This window comes from Salinispora sp. H7-4, from assembly GCF_013416675.1.
GTDB lineage: Bacteria > Actinomycetota > Actinomycetes > Mycobacteriales > Micromonosporaceae > Micromonospora > Micromonospora vitiensis.
The window spans coordinates 139594-158416 of the sequence record NZ_JABZED010000033.1 but is presented as its reverse complement, the minus strand read 5'-3'; the positions used below and the strand labels follow the sequence as shown (position 1 = coordinate 158416).

General features: G+C 72.1%; 20 protein-coding genes. 14 read left to right on the top strand and 6 right to left on the bottom strand.

Translation table 11 applies throughout. The features are described from left to right. Positions 1–93 precede the first annotated feature (93 nt). The gene (locus H0524_RS15215) at positions 94–1590 is read left to right on the top strand and encodes a glycoside hydrolase family 3 protein (protein WP_180199215.1); all 1497 of its coding nucleotides are present in this window, start codon (positions 94–96) and stop codon (positions 1588–1590) included. Positions 1591–1647: 57 nt separating this feature from the next. Here H0524_RS15215 and H0524_RS15210 read toward each other — a convergent pair whose 3' ends face one another. Then, complete coding sequence (locus tag H0524_RS15210) at positions 1648–2859, bottom strand: cysteine desulfurase-like protein (RefSeq protein ID WP_180199214.1); 1212 nt, start codon at positions 2857–2859, stop codon at positions 1648–1650. A gap of 71 nt (positions 2860–2930) precedes the next feature. Here H0524_RS15210 and H0524_RS15205 point away from each other — a divergent pair, with 71 nt between their 5' ends. The 6 genes from H0524_RS15205 (at position 2931) to H0524_RS15180 (ending at position 6630) form a co-directional block, all read left to right on the top strand. Further along, positions 2931–3290, top strand: a complete 360-nt coding sequence (locus H0524_RS15205; protein ID WP_018725592.1) for a hypothetical protein — start codon at positions 2931–2933, stop codon at positions 3288–3290. A gap of 258 nt (positions 3291–3548) precedes the next feature. Further along, complete coding sequence (locus H0524_RS15200; RefSeq protein ID WP_180199213.1) at positions 3549–4748, top strand: mechanosensitive ion channel family protein; 1200 nt, start codon at positions 3549–3551, stop codon at positions 4746–4748. A gap of 351 nt (positions 4749–5099) precedes the next feature. Beyond that, positions 5100–5555 carry a phage holin family protein gene (locus H0524_RS15195; RefSeq protein WP_018725594.1) on the top strand — a complete coding sequence of 152 codons (456 nt, stop codon included), beginning with the start codon at positions 5100–5102 and terminating at the stop codon, positions 5553–5555. Then, entirely contained in the window at positions 5552–5866 is a 315-nt protein-coding gene (locus H0524_RS15190; protein ID WP_180199212.1) for a DUF3618 domain-containing protein, read from the top strand. Before H0524_RS15195 ends, H0524_RS15190 begins: the two co-directional genes overlap by 4 nt. Then, complete coding sequence (locus H0524_RS15185; protein WP_026184307.1) at positions 5863–6132, top strand: DUF4235 domain-containing protein; 270 nt, start codon at positions 5863–5865, stop codon at positions 6130–6132. The genes H0524_RS15190 and H0524_RS15185 overlap by 4 nt, the downstream gene beginning before the upstream one ends. Before the next feature lie 294 nt (positions 6133–6426). Then, positions 6427–6630, top strand: coding sequence for a cold-shock protein (locus H0524_RS15180; RefSeq protein ID WP_013732668.1), 204 nt, complete (start codon positions 6427–6429; stop codon positions 6628–6630). Between the two features lie 118 nt (positions 6631–6748). Here H0524_RS15180 and H0524_RS15175 read toward each other — a convergent pair whose 3' ends face one another. Together H0524_RS15175 and H0524_RS24900 are read right to left on the bottom strand one after the other, a co-directional pair. After that, entirely contained in the window at positions 6749–6988 is a 240-nt protein-coding gene (locus tag H0524_RS15175) for a hypothetical protein (protein WP_180199211.1), read from the bottom strand. Beyond that, positions 6982–7113, bottom strand: a complete 132-nt coding sequence (locus H0524_RS24900) for a hypothetical protein (RefSeq protein WP_018725598.1) — start codon at positions 7111–7113, stop codon at positions 6982–6984. Before H0524_RS24900 ends, H0524_RS15175 begins: the two co-directional genes overlap by 7 nt. A gap of 81 nt (positions 7114–7194) precedes the next feature. Between H0524_RS24900 and H0524_RS15170 the strand changes: the two genes are divergently transcribed. Next, positions 7195–7989, top strand: a complete 795-nt coding sequence (locus H0524_RS15170) for a trans-aconitate 2-methyltransferase (protein WP_180199210.1) — start codon at positions 7195–7197, stop codon at positions 7987–7989. Further along, entirely contained in the window at positions 7986–9008 is a 1023-nt protein-coding gene (locus tag H0524_RS15165; protein ID WP_180199209.1) for an adenosine deaminase, read from the top strand. The genes H0524_RS15170 and H0524_RS15165 overlap by 4 nt, the downstream gene beginning before the upstream one ends. A 217-nt stretch (positions 9009–9225) precedes the next feature. Here the strand turns inward: H0524_RS15165 and H0524_RS15160 are convergent, their stop codons facing one another. Further along, positions 9226–10308, bottom strand: coding sequence for a HAMP domain-containing sensor histidine kinase (locus tag H0524_RS15160; RefSeq protein WP_180199208.1), 1083 nt, complete (start codon positions 10306–10308; stop codon positions 9226–9228). Positions 10309–10328: 20 nt separating this feature from the next. Continuing rightward, on the bottom strand, positions 10329–11018 hold the full coding sequence (locus H0524_RS15155; protein ID WP_018725602.1) for a response regulator transcription factor: 690 nt from the start codon (positions 11016–11018) through the stop codon (positions 10329–10331). A 73-nt stretch (positions 11019–11091) separates the two neighbouring features. Here H0524_RS15155 and H0524_RS15150 point away from each other — a divergent pair, with 73 nt between their 5' ends. The 3 genes from H0524_RS15150 (at position 11092) to H0524_RS15140 (ending at position 14692) form a co-directional block, all read left to right on the top strand. After that, a complete protein-coding gene (locus tag H0524_RS15150; protein ID WP_180199207.1) occupies positions 11092–12012 on the top strand; it encodes an ADP-ribosylglycohydrolase family protein in 921 nt (306 codons plus the stop codon). Between the two features lie 87 nt (positions 12013–12099). Further along, positions 12100–14115, top strand: coding sequence for a threonine--tRNA ligase (thrS, locus tag H0524_RS15145; RefSeq protein ID WP_180199206.1), 2016 nt, complete (start codon positions 12100–12102; stop codon positions 14113–14115). Positions 14116–14179: 64 nt separating this feature from the next. After that, positions 14180–14692: an HIT domain-containing protein gene (locus H0524_RS15140; RefSeq protein ID WP_018725605.1), complete on the top strand. Its 513-nt coding sequence runs from the start codon at positions 14180–14182 to the stop codon at positions 14690–14692. A 129-nt stretch (positions 14693–14821) separates the two neighbouring features. Here H0524_RS15140 and H0524_RS15135 read toward each other — a convergent pair whose 3' ends face one another. After that, entirely contained in the window at positions 14822–16975 is a 2154-nt protein-coding gene (locus H0524_RS15135; RefSeq protein WP_180199205.1) for an elongation factor G-like protein EF-G2, read from the bottom strand. 250 nt (positions 16976–17225) lie between these two features. On the opposite strand from H0524_RS15135, the gene pgsA reads away from it, so the two are divergent. After that, positions 17226–17861 carry a phosphatidylinositol phosphate synthase gene (gene pgsA / locus H0524_RS15130; protein ID WP_180199204.1) on the top strand — a complete coding sequence of 212 codons (636 nt, stop codon included), beginning with the start codon at positions 17226–17228 and terminating at the stop codon, positions 17859–17861. Between the two features lie 22 nt (positions 17862–17883). Next, entirely contained in the window at positions 17884–18816 is a 933-nt protein-coding gene (locus H0524_RS15125; RefSeq protein ID WP_180199203.1) for a phosphatidylinositol mannoside acyltransferase, read from the top strand. Positions 18817–18823 lie beyond the last annotated feature (7 nt).

The following is an 18823-nucleotide window of genomic DNA, read 5'->3' as shown; positions in this document are numbered from 1 at the left end:
GGGTGATGTGACCATGGCAAAGCGTCACCGCCGGGCGCAGAGACAGGGGAGGGACATGACCGACTGGTTCGCCGAGCGGCCCGAGGTGGCGGTGTGAGCGCCCGTGAGACCCACCTCGCATCCCTGGCCGCCACCGTCCTTCAGCCGGGCTTCGTCGGTACCACCGCCCCGTCCTGGGTGCGTCGTTGGCTGGGGGAGGGGCTCGGCGCGGTGGTGCTCTTCGCCCGCAACGTGGCCGACCCGGAGCAGGTCGCCGCGCTCACCGCGACGCTGCGCGCGGAGCGGCCGGACGTCATCGTCGCCATCGACGAGGAGGCCGGTGACGTGACCCGGATCGAGTCGGGTCTCGGCAGCTCCCGCCCGGGCAATCTGGCCCTCGGCGTGATTGACGATCCGCTGCTGACCGAGGAGGTGGCATACGACCTCGGCGCGGAGCTGGCGGCGCTGGGGATCACGCTGAACTACGCGCCGGACGCCGATGTCAACTCCAATCCGGACAACCCGGTGATCGGAGTCCGGTCCTTCGGTGCGGATCCGGACCTGACGGCCCGACACACCGCCGCCTGGGTGCGGGGCCTACAGGCCGGCGGCGTTGCGGCCTGCGCCAAACACTTCCCCGGACACGGTGACACCCAGGTCGACTCCCATCACGGCCTGCCCCGGATCGCCGGTGATCGACGCCGGTTGGACGCGGTGGAGCTGACCCCGTTTCGGGCCGCGCTCTCCGCTGGCGTGCAGGCGGTCATGGCCGGTCACCTGCTCATGCCCGCGCTGGACCCGGACCTACCGGCCACCCTGAGCCGCCGGATCCTCACCGACCTGCTCCGCGACGAGTTGGGCTTCGCCGGAGTCGTGGTGACCGACGCGGTGGAGATGCGCGCGGTCGCCGACCGGTACGGCTTCACCGGCGCCGCGGTGCGAGCCCTGGCCGCCGGGGCCGACGCCATCTGCGTTGGTGGCGAGCATGCTGACGAGGATGCGGCTCGGCGGCTGCGGGACGCGATCGTGGCCGCCGTAGCGGCGGGCGAACTGCCCGAGGAGCGCCTCGTCGAGGCGGCCAAGCGGGTCGACCAACTCGCCGCCACCACCGCCGCTCGCCAGGCCGGCCGGACCGCCCGCCCGGCGGCCGGTAGCGGTTCGGCGGTGGGGTTCGCCGCCGCCCGCCGGGCCGTCCGGGTCACCACGGGACGTGCCGGGCTGGGCGCGCTGCCGCTGGCCGGCCCGGCCCACGTGGTCGAGTTCGCGCCGCCCCGCAACCTCGCGATCGGCACCGAGACACCGTGGGGCGTCGCCGCGCCCCTGGCAGCGTTGCTGCCGGGCACCACCGCTGTCCGGTACGCCGAGGCCGAGGTGCCCCCGGACCTCACCGCCGAAGCCGGTGGCCGGCACCTTGTCCTCGTCGTCCGTGACCTGCACCGGCACCCGTGGATGCGGACGGCAGTGACGCATGCCCTGGCTGACCGACCGGATGCCGTCGTCGTCGAGCTGGGCCTACCCGAACTGGTCACCGGGGCGGTGCATGTGGCCACCCACGGCGCGACCCGCGCCGGCAGTCGGGCCGCGGCGGAGCTCCTGACCGGGATCAGCTGATCGCGGGCCGGGATGGGCCGTTCGGCACGGGATCGGCTGATCGCGGACCGAGGCGCGTCAGCGGCGGGGGGAGAGCCTCGCCACCTCGTCGAGTAGCCGATCCACCTCGGTAGCGGTGTTGTAGTGGTACAGGCTGACGCGTACCGCCCCGCCGCTGTCCCGCAGCCCCAACGTCTGGAAGTACTCGTAGGCGTAGTAGTCACCGGCGGAGAGGCAGAACCCCGCTGCGCCGAGCGCCGCCTGGGTCTCGGCCGGAGACCGGCCGGCCAGCCGGAACGAGACCGTGGGGCAGCGCCGGGCCGGCGAGCCGAGCACGGTGACCGCGGGCAGGTTGGCGAGACCGTCGAGGAGTCGGTCCAACAGCCCCTCCTCGTACGCGCGGGCCGCGCTCAGGCTGCTCCGCAGCCGTTCCCGTCGGCTCCCGGTGGCCGTCGGGTCCAACCCGGCGAGGTGGTCCACGGCGACGGCAGCGCCGGCCAGCAGCGGAAAACTGGGCGTGCCGTACTCGAATCGATCGGGTACGGAGTCGGCGGAGGGGCGCAGCTTCGCCGGGTGCAGGCGCTCCCAGCACGCCGGATCCGCCGCCACCGCGGCCACGTGCGGGCCGGACCACTTGTAGGCGCTGGTGACCAGGAAGTCAGCGCCCAACGCGGTGCGGTCGGTCGGACCGTGCGGCACCGAGTGCACACCGTCCACGCAGACCAGCGCTCCGACGGCGTGCGCTGCCTTGGCGATCGCCACCACGTCGGGCATCGTGCCGATCGCGTTGCTGGCGGCGGTGACCGCCACCAACCGGGTCCGCTCGTTGACCAGATCGGGGTACTGGCCGGCCGGCAGCTCGCCGCTGTGCGGATCGAACTCCGCCCACCGTACGGTTGCGCCCGCCGCCTCGGCTGCCTGGATCCACGGCCGGACGTTGGCGTCGTGGTCGAGTCGGGACACCACCACCTCGTCGGCCGGCCGCCAGGTTGAGGCGAGGGTGCGGGCCAGGGTGTAGGTGAGCGCGGTCGCGCTCGGGCCCAGCACCACCCCCTCCGGGTCCGCGCCGAGCAGGTCGGCCAGGGCCGTACGGGCGGCGGCCACCAGTTCCAGCGAGCGTCGGCCGGGACCGTTGCCTTCGCTGCGGTTGCCCAGCGCCGTACCCATCGTCTCGGTCACCGCGGCGATCACCGGCGCGGCGGTCTGGGTGCCGCCGGCACCGTCGAAGTGGACGTGCCCCTGTGCCAGGGCGGGATATGCGGCCCGAATGCGGGCGATGTCGAACGGCATGAGCGGACCCTAACCCGCGCCGTGGAAGTCGGCGGAGAGTCGGTACGGCGACCGTCTCGTACCCTTGGGCCGTGACGAACCGATGCGTTCCCCTCCCCCCGAAAACCCCCCGTCGCACCGCCGGTCTCCTCGTCGGCCTGGCCCTCGGTGCCGCCGTGCTGGCCGGCTGCAGCTCCGCCGAGGGGGTCTCCACCGACTGTGGGCTGGACGGCTGCACAGTCACCTTCGACCGCGAGACCAACGCCGAGGCCAGCATCCTCGGTGTCGAGGCCAGGTTGATCGGCGCCCAGGACGACGAGGTGACGGTCGAGGTCGCCGGCGAGCAGCTCACCCTCACCACCGGGCAGCCGGCCGCCGAGGTCGGTGGGCTCTCGGTCACGCTGGAGAATGTCACCGCCGACCAGGTCGCTATCCAGGTGGCGCAGGGCTGAGTTTCCGGAGCCCCCCTCGTCCCGGGGCGGACTTTCCACCCGCTCCGGGACGGCGTCTCCGGGGCTACTGCCGCCGGCGTGGCGTACGGTAGCTCCCGGGCAGGTGCTGTCAGCGTCGTCACTCCGGCATCCTCTTCGGTGCCTGCTGTCTCCTCCGCTGCCGTGACCAGAAGGTCGGAACTGGTCGGCCTGGCCGATGGCCGGCACCATTGGGCCTTCGCCGGCGTCCTGACGCCCGGTTGGTGAGGAGGAGAGACCGTGCAGAGCTACCTCGGGACGATCATCGCCGCGGTTGCCGCCGCGGCGGGCGCCCTGTTAGTGGTCGGCGTCACGCACCGGATAATCCGGCGGCTCGGCCAGCGTTCGCTGCTGTTGACCGGGCTGGCCCAGCACGCGCACCGCGCGTTCCAGTTGGCGGCGACCATCCTCGCCGTGCAGTTCGCCGTGCGGTTCACCACCCGCAACGCGGAGGAAACCGGCTGGCTCGAGGCCCTCCTGCACATCCTGGTGCTCGGGGTGATCGCCGCCACCGCCTGGCTGGTCGCCGCGTTGCTGGTGGTGCTCGAGAACACCGCACTCGCCCGGTTCCAGGCCGAGGTGGCGGACAACCGGCACCGTCGGATCCGTACCCAGGTGGTGCTCCTGCGCCGGTTGACCACCGCGGTGGTGGTCTTCCTGGCGCTCGGCGTGATGCTGATGACCTTCCCCGCCGTCCGTGGGGTCGGTGCCGGCGTGCTGACCAGCGCTGGTCTTCTCGGTGTGGTGGCGGCGTTGGCCGCGCAGAGTCTGCTGGGCAACGTCTTCGCCGGTTTCCAGCTCGCCTTCAGTGACGCCGTACGCCTCGGCGACGTGGTGGTCGTGGACGGGGAGTGGGGTCGGATCGAGGAGCTGACCCTCAGCTACGTGGTGTTGCGGATCTGGGACGACCGGCGGTTGATCCTGCCCACGTCGTACTTCACCAGCAAGCCGTTCCAGAACTGGACCCGGAGCGAGGCCGCGGTGCTCGGCACCGCCGAGTTCGATGTCGATTGGTCGATCTCGGTGCAGGCGATGCGGGAGGAACTGCGTCGGCTGGCGGAGAGCAACGAACTGTGGGATGGCCGGGTCTGCGCGTTGCAGGTGACCGACGCGACCGGCGGCATGATCAAAGTGCGCGCGTTGGTCAGCGCGGCGAACGCCGGCAACCTCTGGGACCTGCGCTGTCTGGTCCGCGAGCACCTCGTTGCCTGGGTGTGGAAGCAGCGGCCGACCGCGATGCCCCGAATGCGGGCCGAGGTCGGTGACACCGGGGGTGGCCAGCCGTGGCAGTGGGATGCGCCCCGTCGCCCGTCGCCGGCCGGCCGGCTCGCCGACGGTGCGGGGTCCGACGATGCCCGGATCTTCGGCGGCAGCGAGGACGGTGCCGCCCGCAGCGAGGCCTTCGTCGGCCCGGACGAGCCGGCCGACTCCCGCCCCTGATCCCTCCGCCCCGTCCTTGGTCGCCTTCGCCCCGTCCCTGGTCGCCTTCGCCCCGCCGCTGGTCGCCTCCGCCCCGTTGCTCGCCGCCTTCGTGCTGCCGGCTGGTCGTGCCGGACGGCGGACCCGCGGCGGGCCTCCGCCACGATCGTCGGCTGCGCCGGCTTGGCCGGAGGGGTTAGCGTGACGTGGTCGGGCGGGAGACGTTGGGCCGAGTGCGAAACGTTTGGAACGGCGTTTTGGGGGGACCTGCTGCGCGACCCCTGACCTGCGCCGGGCGGCGTGGGTCGGGCGATGGATCGACGGACGGCTCCCGGTGGGTATGAAGCGCGGTGACGAGGAGAGGAGGACAGCATGGCTGACCTGGCGAATGCCCGTCCAACCCAGGCTGGGAGCGAGCCGTCCACCGCCGAACTGGTGCAGCGGGCCACCGAGCAGGTCTCCCGGCTGGTCCGCGACGAGTTGGCGTTGGCCCGCGCGGAGCTGGCCCAGAAGGGGAAGCACGCCGGGATCGGCATCGGCCTCTTCGGCGGCGCCGGGATGCTGGCGCTGTACGGGCTCGGTGCGCTCGTGGCGACCGTGATTCTGCTGCTCGCCCTGGTCCTGCCCGCCTGGGTGGCCGCCCTGATCGTCGCGGTGGTGCTCTTCGTCGCCGCCGGGGCCCTCGCCCTGGTTGGTAAGAAACAGGTCGGTCAGGCGGTCCCGCCGGTACCGGCGGGCACGGTGCGCAGCGTCCGGGCGGATGTCGATACCGTCACCGCAGCGATGAAGGATGGGAAGGCCGCAGCGCAGGACGGGAGATCGGCATGACGGGTAATGGGCGGGCCCGCGGGGACACTGAGGCGCTCCGCGAGGAGATCCGGCGGACCAGGGTCGAGCTCAGCGAGACGATGGAGGCGCTGGCCGCCAAGGCTGATGTGAAGAAGCGGCTGCGTTCCTCGACCGAGCAGGCGAAGGGGCGGGTGCGGGAGCAGGCAACAGCGGCGGCGGCGCGAGTGCGCGGGCGGGCCCGGCCGAGCGGTGAACGGGCCCACGGCAGCCCGGTGCCGTTCACCGTGTTGGCCGCGGGCGCGGTGGCCGCCGTCGCCGTACTGATGATCGTCTGGGGGAGGCGTCGGTGAGTAGAGGGTTGGGGAAGGCCGCATACAAGCCGGTCGGCATTCTGTTGGGTTTCGCCGCCGGTGCCGCGGCGGGTGCCATCTTCGAGCAGGTGTGGAAGGTGGCAGGTGCCGGCGCGGCGCCGAGCGCCACCGACGAGGACCGCGGTTGGGGCGAGATCCTGGCGGCGGCGGCGTTGCAGGGGGCGATTTTCGCGGTGGTCCGGGCGGCGGTGGACCGGGGCGGAGCGGTGGGGATGCGCCGGGTGACCGGCAACTGGCCGAAGTGACCTCGGCTCGGTGAGCTGGATCCCTCGCCGAATTCGGGTGACGTGGGGCCTTTTCGTTGGTTTGCGGGGGTCGGCCGGGCCGATCTTAGGCAGCCGACAGGTCACATGTCAGAGAATTTCGTCCGGTAGGCTGTGCAGAGTTTTTGCGTACGTGGTTTGCTGTTCCACGCTGTTGACGAGATGGCGTGGGTTGAGAGAAGTCTCCTTCCGGGGGGCCGCCTCAGGCGCCGCTGCTCGAAAACGGCCAACCGGCCGCACGGCGTGCACGGCCGCCAGTTTTAGAAGGAGATACACATGGCGCAGGGAACCGTGAAGTGGTTCAACGCTGACAAGGGCTTCGGCTTCATCACCGTCGACGGCGGGGGTGCTGACGTGTTCGTCCACTTCTCGGCCATCCAGTCCAGCGGCTACCGCACGCTGGAGGAGAACCAGCGGGTGGAGTTCGAGATCGCCCAGGGTCAGAAGGGTCCGCAGGCCGAGCAGGTCCGCCCCCTCTGAGCTACGTTGACCGGCGGACCGCCGGTCAGTGGCTGATCCGGCTCGCCCGGATCGACACGAGCCCCGCATCCTTTCCGGGATGCGGGGCATCGTCGTTTCCGGTTCGGTTCGGTGGAGTTCAGCGGCGGCGGGTGCGGAGGCCGAGCCAGAGCGAGACCAACCCGGCGAGCGCGAGCGCCGGACCGGCGACGGCCCAGAGCCGCACGTCGGTCAGCACGCTGCCCTCGATGAATCCCAGCCCCTGCACGGTCCAGAGGGCGCCGAGCACCACGGCCAGCAGCCCGAGTGCCAGCGCCAGCCAGCCGCGCAGCACGAATTCGCGTTCTCGCCCGCCGGGGGCGCCCGTCCCGTTCACCACCGGTCGTGCACCTGCGGCCGGGCCGGGTCGTCGTAGACGGTGCCCCGGTCGGCGCCGAGCTGCCAGGTGCCGGGGCCGACCACGCCGACGGCGCGGTTCAGCCGGGGAAGGGTGCGCTGCTCCATGAGGAGAGCCTAGTGATTCGGGCTGGTCCGGACCACGGTGGGCCACAATTCAAAAAGACGTACGTACGGTTTGGAGGGGTGATGTGGGATCCGACAACATACCTGCGCTACGGCGACGAACGGGCCCGGCCATTTCACGACCTGCTCGCCCGGGTGCCGACCACCCGGCCCCGGGCGGTGGTCGACCTCGGCTGCGGGCCCGGCACACAGACCACGATCCTCGCCGAGCGCTGGCCCGGCAGCCGGGTCACCGGCATCGACGCCGCACCGGAGATGATCGACCGGGCCGCCTCGTTGGACAGTCCGGTGGAGTTCGCCGTCGCCGACGTCCGACACTGGCGTCCCAGCCGGGACCAGGACGTGGTCATCAGCAACTCACTGCTCCAGTGGGTACCCGAGCACCGGGACCTGCTCACCCGCTGGACCCGGGAACTGCCGGCCGGCGCCGTCCTCGCCGTGCAGGTGCCGGGCAACTTCGACGCGCCGTCGCACCGGGCACTGCGGACGGTGGCCAACCGCCCGGCCTGGCGTACGGTGCTCGGCCCGCTGCTGCGCGCCGCGCCCGTGGACGACGCGGTCGGCTACGCCCGGCTGCTGGCCGCCGAGGGGTGCGCGGTGGACGCTTGGGAGACTAGCTACGTGCACCTGCTTCCGGCTCCGGCTGACGCCGACCATCCGGTGCTGAGCTGGATGGAGGGGACCGCGCTGCGTCCGGTGCGCGCCGCGCTCGACCCCACCGGCTGGGCCGACTTCCGCAGGGAACTGAGCGAACGGCTCGCCGAGGCGTACCCGGTGGAGCAGGGCCAGGTGTGCTTTCCGTTCCGCCGCGTCTTTTTCGTTGCCCGTACCGCCGCCCGCGTAGAGGAGAACCTGTGACCGACCTGTCCACCTTTATTGCTGGCCTGCCCAAGGTTGAGTTACATGTGCACCACGTTGGCTCCGCCTCGCCCCGGATCGTCGCCGAGTTGGCCGCCCGGCACGAGGGGCGCAGCCCGGTCCCGGCCGACCCGGAGGCGCTCGCCGACTACTTCGCCTTCCGCGACTTCGCGCACTTCGTCGAGATCTACCTGAGCGTGGTGGACCTGATCCGGGATCAGGAGGATGTCTGGCTGCTCACCCACGAGGTGGCCCGGGAGTTGGCCCGTCAGCAGGTCCGCTACGCGGAGCTGACCGTCACCCCGTACTCGCACGTGCGCCGGGGGATTCCCGCGCCGGCGTTCTGCGAGGCGATCGAGGACGCCCGTAGCCGGGCGGCGGCCGACTTCGGCATCGAGCTGCGCTGGTGCTTCGACATCCCGGGTGAAGCCGGCCTGCCGGCGGCCGAGGAGACCCTGCGGATCAGCCTGGACGAGCGCCCCGATGGTCTGATCAGTTTCGGGTTGGGTGGCCCGGAGGTCGGTGTGCCCCGACCCCAGTTCAAGCCGTACTTCGATCAGGCCCGCGCGGCCGGCCTTCGGTCGGTGCCGCACGCGGGGGAGACCACCGGGGCGCGGACCATCTGGGACGCGCTGCGCGACCTGGGTGCCGAACGGCTCGGGCACGGCATCTCGGCGGTCGAGGACCCGGAACTGTTGGCGTTCCTGGCCGAGCGGCAGCTTGCCCTGGAGGTGTGTCCGACCTCCAACGTCCGCACCCGCGCGGTGGCCCGGATTGAGGAGCACCCGTTGCCCCGGCTGGTCGAGGCCGGGCTGTTGGTCACGATCAACTCTGATGATCCGCCGATGTTCGGCACCACCCTCAACGACGAGTACGCGGTGGCCGCCCGGCTGCTCGACCTCGGTCCGCCGGGTGTCGCCGCGCTGGCTGGCAACGCGGTGACGGCGTCCTTCCTCGACCCCGCGAGCAAGCAGCGGATCGCCGGGGAGATCGACGCCTACCTGGCGAAGGCGTCCTGAGCGGGGTGCGCGCGGCGGGGAGGAGGGGGAACGGGTTCCCGCCGCGCGCACGGCTTCACCGGCCGAGGCTGCCTGGGTGGCGGGCCGGCGAAGTGGTGGGTTCGCCTCCTGATCATGACAGGCCGGGGTCGGCGCAGCGTCGGTGTTAAGCGGGATCTAAGGAGAACTTAGGCGCGGGCACAGCTTGGGTAGCTCAGCGACCAGCCGGTTGGGTAGCTCAGCGATCAGCCGGGCGGCGCCGGTTCCAGCGTCGGCCGCCGTCGGCGTGGTCGCGGGCCTCCCGGGCCCGCCGGCCCACCAGGCCGAACCGGCTGACCTGCCGCGGTGTCGCCTCCGGGTCGGCCAGCAGCATCACCACGCTCGCCCCGCCCAGTTGGGCGCGGTCGATGCTGACCGAGCCGTTGGCCTGCACCGCGACCCGCTTCGCGATGTCCAGGCCGAGCCCGGTCGAGCCACGGTCGCTGGTACCCCGGCGCAGCGCCCGGTCCGGGTCTGCGACGCCCAGCCCGGCATCGTCGATCCGGATGGCGACGTATCCGTCCCGCCGGGAGACCGCTATCTCGAACGCCGTTCCCTGGGGCGTGTACCGGAAAACGTTGCCGATCACCGCGTCCAGCGCGGCGGCCAGCTCCGCCCGCGGCACCGGCGCCGGAATGCGTAGCTGCGCCCCGGTGACCCGGAACGGCCGGTTCTGGTCGCCGGCCAGCGCGGACCAGAACCGCATCCGTTCCCGGACCACCTCACTGACGTCGCAGTTGCCCGGCGCGGTCTCCTGCGTGGCCGCCTTACGGGTCGTCTTGATCAACTGGTCGACCTCGTCCTCCAGGGTGGCGATCGCCTGCCGGATCCGCCGGATTCCACGCCGACGATCCAGCTCCGCCTCGCTGAAGATTCCGATGCTGGTGTCGTCCGGGTCCAGCGCCTCGGCGTCCAGCCGCAGCGCGGTCAGCGGTGTGCGTAGCCGGTGGGACAGGTCGGCCACCAGTTCCCGCTCGTCCGCGCGAGTGGCGACCAGGTGCTCGGCCATCCGGTTGAATGCGTACCCGGCCGCAACCAACTCCCCTGGACCGCTCGGCTCCACCCGGACGTTGAGGTCGCCCGCGCCGAGGGCCAGCGCTCCCTGCGTCAGGCCCCGGGCCGCGTGCACGGTGCGGGCCGCCACCCGATCAACCACCAACACCGCGGTAGCGACCAGCGTCACCCCCACGCCGACCGGAAGCCACCACGGACTCCCGTCGCCGAGACCGGTGGCCGACAGCACCAGGAACCCGAGGGCCGTGAGCGTGCACACGCCCGCCACGGTCAGGGCCAGGGACCACCTCAGCCGGGTGCTACCAGCCGGAGGCCCACCCCCCGCACGGTGCGCAGGTAGCGCGGCTTCGCCGCGGTCTCGCCCATCTTGCGGCGTAGCCAGTAGAGGTGAACGTCGATGGTCTGGTCCTCGCCGACCGACGGTTGTCGCCATACCTCCTCCAAGAGTTCCCGGCGCGACACTACCCGGCCCGGTCGTGCCGCCAGGTACGCCAGCAGGTCGAACTCCTTGCGGGTCAGCGCCAACGGCTCCCCGTCCAGCTCGGCGCTGCGTTCACCGACGTCGATGCGGAGTCCGCCGACCTCGTGCACCGCGGGCTGGACCGTCCGGCTGGCCCGACCGGCCCGCCGCAGCACGGTCGTGATCCGGGCGTCCAGGTGTGCGCCGGTGAATGGCTTGATCATGTAGTCGTCCGCACCGGCGCGCAGCAGCCGGACGACTGACTGTTCATCGTCGCGGGCGGTGGCGATGATGATCGGGATATCGGTGATACCCCGCAGCATCCGCAGGGCGTCGGAACCGTCGAGGTCCGGCAGGCCCAGGTCGAGTACGACGAGGTCAGGGGTCTCCGCCGCCACCCGGCGCAGGGCTTCGAGCGCGGTGCCGACGGCGTGTACGGCGTGCCCCCGGCCGGTCAGGGAGCGCAGCATCGCGCCGCGGACGACGTGATCATCTTCGACCAGGAGCACGGTGGCCACCCCAAGACGGTACTCGGCGCGGCAAGGTGGGCGCGTTGCGGCACCGGGGTGAAACCGGCAAGCTGGTAGAACGATGTCCTTCACCCTCTTCGCCGACACGAGACTGGCGCTCGCCCGGGACGCGTTGGCCGGGTTGTCGGTCGGTGACGCGCTCGGCTCCCAGTTCTTCGTCCCCGGTCGCCGGCCGGCCGACCTGGCCGCCGGCCGGCTCCCGCCGTCCCCGTGGGCCTGGACCGACGACACCGAGATGGCCTGCTCGGTCGTCGCCGCGCTCGCCGAGACCGGGCGGATCGACCGGGACGCCCTCGCCCTGGCCTTCGCCGAGCGGTGCGAACCGCACCGGGGCTACGGTCCCGGGGCGGTCGGCATCCTGCGGCTGGTCCGCACCGGCACCCCGTGGCCGGTGGCCGCGGCCTCCGCCTTCGCGGGGCAGGGCTCCTGCGGCAGCGGCGCCGCGATGCGGGTCGGACCACTCGGTGCGTACTTCGCTGACTCGAGCAGCCGCGCGGCGGCCCAGGCCCGCGCCTCGGCCGAGGTGACCCACGCCCACCCGGAGGGCGTCGCCGGTGCCGTCGCGGTGGCCGTGGCGGCCTCGCTCGCCGCCCGGGGCCGGCTGGACGGCCACCGCCCGGAGCCAGCGCGCCTGCTCGCCGGGGTGGCCGCCGCGCTGGACCCGACGAGCGAGGTGTGTCGTGGGGTCCGGGCGGCCACCCGGCTGCTCGGCCGGCACCCGGAGGTGGCCGTCGCCGAACTCGGCAACGGGTCGCGGGTCACCGCGCCGGACACCGTCCCCTTCACCTGCTGGGTCGCCGCCAGTCACCTCGACGACTACCCGACGGCCGTACGGGTCTGCGTCGAGGCGGGCGGGGACGTGGACACCACCGCGGCGATCGTCGGTGCGATCGTCGCCGCACACACCGGGGTCGGTACCCCCGCCGGAGTGCCGACCGAGTGGCTGGCCGCCCGCGAATCGCTGCCGGACTGGCTGCCCTGAGCGCCGACGGCCCGGCCGTGGCGGGTGCGCGGTGGGTGGACCGATAGCATCGGCAGCGAGTCGTACCGTCTGCCCTGAGGAGTCACCGTGTCCGCACCCCGTAACCCCGTTGTGGCCGACCCCGTCGTCGTGGCCGCCGGGACGACGGCGGCCGACGCGGTCGCGGCGGCCGGACTGCCGCTGACCGGTCGCAGCGCGGTCGTGGTGGTGCGGGACCCGCAGGGCCAGCTTCGCGACCTGGACTGGACCCCGGAACAGGAGATCGTGGTCGAGCCGGTGGGCATCGACACCCCGGACGGGCTGGCCGTGCTGCGGCACTCCACGGCCCACGTGCTCGCCCAGGCCGTGCAGGATCTCTTTCCCGAGGCGAAGCTGGGCATCGGCCCGCCGATCGAGAACGGCTTCTACTACGACTTCGCGGTTGACCAGCCGTTCCAGCCCGCGGACCTGACGAAGCTGGAAAAGCGGATGCAGGAGATCATCAAGTCCGGGCAGCGGTTCCGCCGCCGCCGCTTCCGGGACCGGGACGAGGCCCGCGGCGAGCTCGCGGCCGAGCCGTTCAAGCTGGAGCTGGTCGAGCTCAAGGGCGACGGGCTGGACTCCTCCCAGGTGATGGAGGTTGGCGGCGGGGAACTGACCAGCTACGACAACCTCGCCGCCGACACGGACAAGGTCTGCTGGTCGGACCTCTGCCGCGGCCCGCACCTGCCGAACACCCGACTGATCGGGGCGTTCAAGCTGATGCGGTCGGCCGCCGCGTACTGGCGTGGTTCGGAGAAGAACCCACAGCTGCAGCGGGTGTACGGCACCGCGTGGCCGACCCGGGACGAGCTGAAGGCGTACCTGCGGTTGCTGGAGGAGGCCGCCCGGCGGGACCACCGCAAGCTCGGCGCCGACCTCGACCTGTTCAGCTTCCCCGACGAGATCGGCTCCGGCCTGCCGGTGTTCCACCCCAAGGGCGGCGTGCTCAAGCGGACGATGGAGGACTACGTCCGGTCCCGGCACGTCGAGGAGGGCTTCGACTACGTCGGCACCCCGCACATTTCGAAGGAAGGCCTCTTCCACACCTCGGGCCACCTGCCGTACTACGCCGACGGGATGTTCCCGCCCATGCAGTTCGAAGGGGCGGACTACTACCTCAAGGCGATGAACTGCCCGATGCACAACCTGATCTACCGGTCGCGCGGGCGCTCCTACCGGGAACTGCCGATGCGGCTCTTCGAGTTCGGGTCGGTCTACCGGTACGAGAAGTCCGGCGTCATCCACGGGCTGACCCGGGTGCGCGGCTTCACCCAGGATGACTCGCACTCCTACTGCACCAAGGAGCAGGCGCCCGCGGAGATCAAGCACCTGCTGGCCTTCGTGCTTGGCCTGCTGCAGGACTTCGGCATCACCGACTACTACCTCGAGCTGTCCACCCGCGACGAGACCAAACCGGACAAGTTCGTCGGCTCCGCCGAGGACTGGGCGACGGCGACGGCGGTGCTGGAGCAGTGCGCCCGGGACACCGGGCTCGAGCTGGTGCCGGACCCGGGGGGTGCCGCCTTCTACGGCCCGAAGATCTCGGTCCAGGCCAAGGACGCGATCGGCCGCACCTGGCAGATGTCGACGATCCAGTACGACTTCAACCAGCCAGCCGGCTTCGGGCTGGAGTACCAGGCAGCCGACGGCAGCCGGCAGCAGCCGATCATGATTCACTGCGCGAAGTTCGGCTCGATCGAGCGCTTCATCGGCGTACTCACCGAGCACTACGCCGGAGCGTTCCCCGCCTGGCTGGCGCCGGTGCAGGTGGTCGGCATCCCGATCCGCGCCGAGCACACCGAGTACCTGGACGGCTTCGTCGCCGCGCTGCGGGCGGCCGGCGTACGCGCCCAGGTCGACGCCGGTGACGACCGGATGCAGAAGAAGATCCGGACCGCCCAGCAGCAGAAGATTCCGTTCATGGTGATCGCCGGCGACGACGACGTGGCGGCGGGCACCGTGTCGTTCCGTTACCGGGACGGCTCCCAGCGCAACGGGGTGCCGGCGGCCGAGGCGGTCAACCACGTCCTCGATGTGGTCAACTCCCGCGCCAACCAGGGACCTTCGGCTGCCGAGGAGTGACGGGCGCCCGGGCCGTAGGATCGCTGCTGTGACTGGGGCGGAGGAACACACCAACAGCGATGCTATGGCCGACGGCCTGGACCGGCTCTGGACGCCCCATCGGATGACCTACATCTCCGGCGGGGACCGGCCCGAGGGCGGATACGAGGGGCCCACCGGCTGCCCCTTCTGCCTCGCCCCGCGGCGGCCGGAGCCGGAGAACCTGGTCGTGGCGCGGGGCGAGCACGTGTTCGTGGTGCTCAACCTGTACCCGTACAACCCGGGGCACCTGCTGGTCTGCCCCTACCGGCACGTGGCCGACTACACCGACCTCGACGACCGGGAGACGGCGGAGCTGGCCGCCACCACCCAGACCGCGATGCGCGTCATCCGTAAGGTCAGCAGTGCCCACGGCTTCAACCTCGGGATGAACCAGGGTGGGGTCGCCGGTGCCGGTATCGCCGCGCACCTGCACCAGCATGTGGTGCCCCGCTGGGGTGGTGACGCCAACTTCATGCCGGTGATCGGCCGGACCAAGGTCCTGCCGCAGCTGCTCGGCGACACCCGGGCGTTGCTGGCCAGCGCCTGGCCCTCCTGACTCCACTGATCCCGCGGCGCCGGCCACCGCCCCCACGATCCCGCGGCGCCGGCCACCGGCCCAACATCCCGCGGCGCCGGCCACCCTCGTCGGCGGACCGAAGGCGGTGACCGTCGTCGCGGTACCCGGTCAGCCGCGTTCCGCGCGGACCCGGTCGGCCTGGTGGCTGGGCATGGGTTCGTAGCGGGCGAACTCGCGGCGGAAGGTGCCCGTACCGGCGGTCATCGAACGCAGCTCCACGGCGTAGCGGAGGAGTTCGGTCGCGGCCACCTCGGCGCGGACCAGCGTTCGCCCCTCGGCGGTGGTGTCGGGCTCGGTGCCGAGCACCCGGCCGTGTCGGCCGGAGAGGTCGCCCAACACCGCACCGACCGACGCGTCGGGCACCCGGATGACCACCTCGTCAACTGGTTCCAGCAACGTCGGCTGGCCCTTGTCGGCCGCGTCCCTGAGCGCCAGCGCACCGGCGGTCTGGAACGCCGCGTCGGAGGAGTCGACGCTGTGCGCCTTGCCGTCCACGAGCGTCACCCGCAGGTCCACCAGGGGGGCGCCGGCCGCCAGCCCGCGCTCCAGCTGGGCCCGGACCCCCTTCTCCACCGACGGGATGTAGTTGTGCGGTACGGCTCCACCCACCACCCGGCTGACGAACTCGAAGCCGGCGCCCCGGGGTAGCGGTTCCACCTCGATGTCGCAGACCGCGTACTGGCCGTGCCCGCCGGACTGCTTGACGTGCCGGCCGTGCCCCTTGGCCGCTACGGTGAACGTCTCCCGCAGGGCGACCCGCACCGGTGCCGTGTCCAGCTCGACCCCACCGGTGCGCAGCCGTTCCAGCACCACGTCGGCGTGCGCCTCCCCCATGCACCAGAGCACCAGCTGATGGGTCTCGCTGTCGCGGTGGAGCCGCAGGGTGGGGTCACCGGCCACCAGCCGGGCGAGGTTGCGGGCGAGGGCGTCCTCGTCGGCCCGGCTGTGCGCCACGATCGCCACCGGCAGCAGCGGCTCCGGCATCTCCCAGGGCGCGACCAGCAGCGGGTCGTCCTTGGCCGAGATCGTGTCGCCGGTCTCCGCGCTGCCCGACTTGGTGAGCGCACAGAGGTCACCGGCGACACCGGCGCGCACCTCGCGCAGCGCCGCGCCGAGCGGTGAGTAGAGGTGGCCGACCCGTTCGTCGGCGTCGTGGTCGGGGTGGCCGCGGTCGGCCAGGCCGTGCCCGGAGACGTGTACGACCTGTTCGGGGCGGAGCGTGCCGGAGAAGACCCGGACCAGGGAGACCCGCCCCACATGCCGGTCGATGGTGGTCTTGACCACCTCGGCGACCAGCGGCCCGGCCGGGTCGCAGGTCAGCGGGGGGCGAGGCGTGCCATCCACCCCGGTTACCGCCGGGAGGTCGTGCTCCAGTGGTGCGGGGAAGCCCGCGGTGAGCACCTCCAGGAGGGCGTCGAGCCCGACCCCGGTCTGCGCGCAGACCGGCACCACGGGATAGAAGTGACCGCGCGCGACCGCCTTCTCCAGATCCTCGACGAGGATGTCGGTGCCGATCTCGGCACCTTCGAGGTACCGGTCCATGAGGGTCTCGTCCTCGCTCTCGGCGATGATTCCCTCGATCAGTTCGTTGCGGGACTCGACGATCGCCGGCAGGTGTTCCGGGTCCGGCTCCCGCACCTCGGCGGGCAGCCCGGCGGTGTAGTCCAGGACCCGGCGGGTGATCAGCCCGAGCAGGCCGGCGGTGGAGATGCCGTCGTCGCCGAGCATCGGCAGGTAGAGCGGGAGTACGTTGTCGCCGAACACCCGCTGGCAGAGGGCGACCGCCTCGTCGAAGTCCGCGCGCGGGTGGTCCAGCCGGGAGACGGCCACCGCCCGCGGCATGTTCACGGCCGCACACTCCTCCCACAGCGCGGCGGTGGTGGCGTCCATCCCGTCCACGGCGGAGACGACGAAGAGCGCGGCGTCGGCGGCCCGCAGCCCGGCGCGCAGCTCGCCGACGAAGTCGGCGTAGCCGGGGGTGTCCAGCAGGTTGACCTTGATCCCGTCGTGCACGAGCGGTGCGCAGGCCAGGGCCACCGACCGTTGTTGGCGGATGGCAGCCGGATCGTGGTCGCAGGTGGTGGTGCCGTCGGTGATGTTCCCGGCGCGACCGATCGTGCCGGTTGCCGCGAGCAACGCCTCGACCAGGGTCGTCTTGCCGGCGCCGGAGTGCCCGACGAGCACCACGTTGCGGATGTCTCCGGGGTGGGTCACCGCCGGTACCGCGCCGGCGACCCCCTTGTCCTGACTCTTCTGCGCCATCGGCGCACCTCCCTCAGCCGGGTGTGTGGTGGCGACCGCCGCGCGCGAGAGAAAGCGGCCTGGGGCGGGTGCGCGGCGATATCCTCCGGGGTGCTGCTGCCAAGCGGGAACGGGATAGGCGGAGCGGTGAGCTGCCTCACCTTTCTGGGTCGATCAGACACCCCGAGGGCGGTACGACACAAGTTCCCCCGGGCGGGTCGCCCGACCGTCCGTACCGCTGGCGGCACCGGACCGTTATCGTGGGACCGCCATGGCGAAGATCTTCCAAGTGACGGCCCGTGCGGGCATGACCCGCGTCGTCGAACCGGTCGCGCGCCGCCTGCTCCGTGCGGGCGTGACCCCCAACACGGTTACTGTGACGGGCACCCTCGGGGTGCTCGTCGGAGCGCTCGGCTTCGGAGCCCGCGGTCATCTCGTCGCCGGCGCGTTGATCGTCACCGTCTTCGCTCTCACCGATCTGCTGGACGGGACGATGGCCCGGATGAGCGGTGGCTCCACCCGGTTCGGGGCGTTCCTCGACTCGAGCATGGACCGGGTCGCCGACAGCGCGGTCTTCGGTGCGGTGGCCTACTACCTCGCCACCGAGGGCAACCATGCGGGCCTCGCCGCCGCGCTGCTCTGTCTGGCCGCCGGTGGACTCGTCTCGTACGTGAAGGCGCGGGCCGAGGGGCTTGGCCTGACCTGCAACGTGGGCATCGCCGAACGTACGGAGCGGCTGTTGATCGTCGGTGTCGGGGGCCTGCTGGCCGGGCTGGGCCTGAAGGTCGCCCTGCCGGTCGCGCTCTGGCTGCTCGCCGCGGTCTCGATCTTCACGGTGGGGCAGCGGATGGCCCACGTGTACCGGCAGGCCCAGCAGCTCCCCACCGCCCCGGGCGGACCGAGGTGAGGGCGTTCGAGCGGTGGCGCCGATGAACCTCACCGAGCTGGCCTACCTCGCGGGCTGGCGTGCGGTACGCGCACTGCCCCGGCCGGTGGCGGCCGCCGTCTTCCGGGCGGGCGCCGACCACACCCACCGCCGCGGTGGTGGGGGCGCGGCGCGACTCCGCGCCAACCTGCGCCGGGTGGTGGGTCCGGAGGTTTCCGAGGCCGAGCTGGACGGGCTGGTTCGCGCCGGGCTGCGCTCCTACGCCCGGTACTGGATGGAGACGTTCCGGCTGCCGACGCTGAGCCGGGCTCGGCTGCTCGCCGAATTCCGGCTCGAGGGCCAGGAGTTGCTCGCCGCGGATGTGGCCGCCGGCCGGGGCGCGATCGTGGCGTTGCCGCACTCCGGCAACTACGACATGGCGGGTGCCTGGGTCGCGGCGATGGGCTGGCCGATCGCCACCGTCGCCGAGCGGCTCAAGCCCGAGGGGATCTACCAGCGCTTCCTTGCGTTCCGGCGGGGTCTGGGGATGGAGATCCTGCCCACCCACGGTGGCGAACGGCCCGCCTTCGACGTGCTGGTTGACCGGGTGAACGCCGGCTACGTGGTGCCGCTGCTCGCCGACCGGGACCTCTCGGCCCGGGGCGTGCCGGTCGACTTCTTCGGCTCCGCCACCCGGATGCCGCCCGGCCCGGCCCTGCTGGCGCTGCGCACCGGTGCGCCGCTCTACGTCGCCTCCTTGTGGTACGAGCCGGAGGTCGCGTGTGCCAGGATCGAGGGGCCACTGGAGCTGCCGGATCCCGAGCAGGGCCCGCTCGACGTACGGGTGCGGATACTGGCCCAGCGGGTCGCCGATCAGCTGGCGGCGGGCGTGGCCCGCAATCCGCAAGACTGGCACATGTTGCAACGGATGTGGCTGGACCAGCGTGCCACACCGAACGGCGCGGCGCGGCCCTCGCCGCCTACCGGACAGGTCTGAGGGGAGG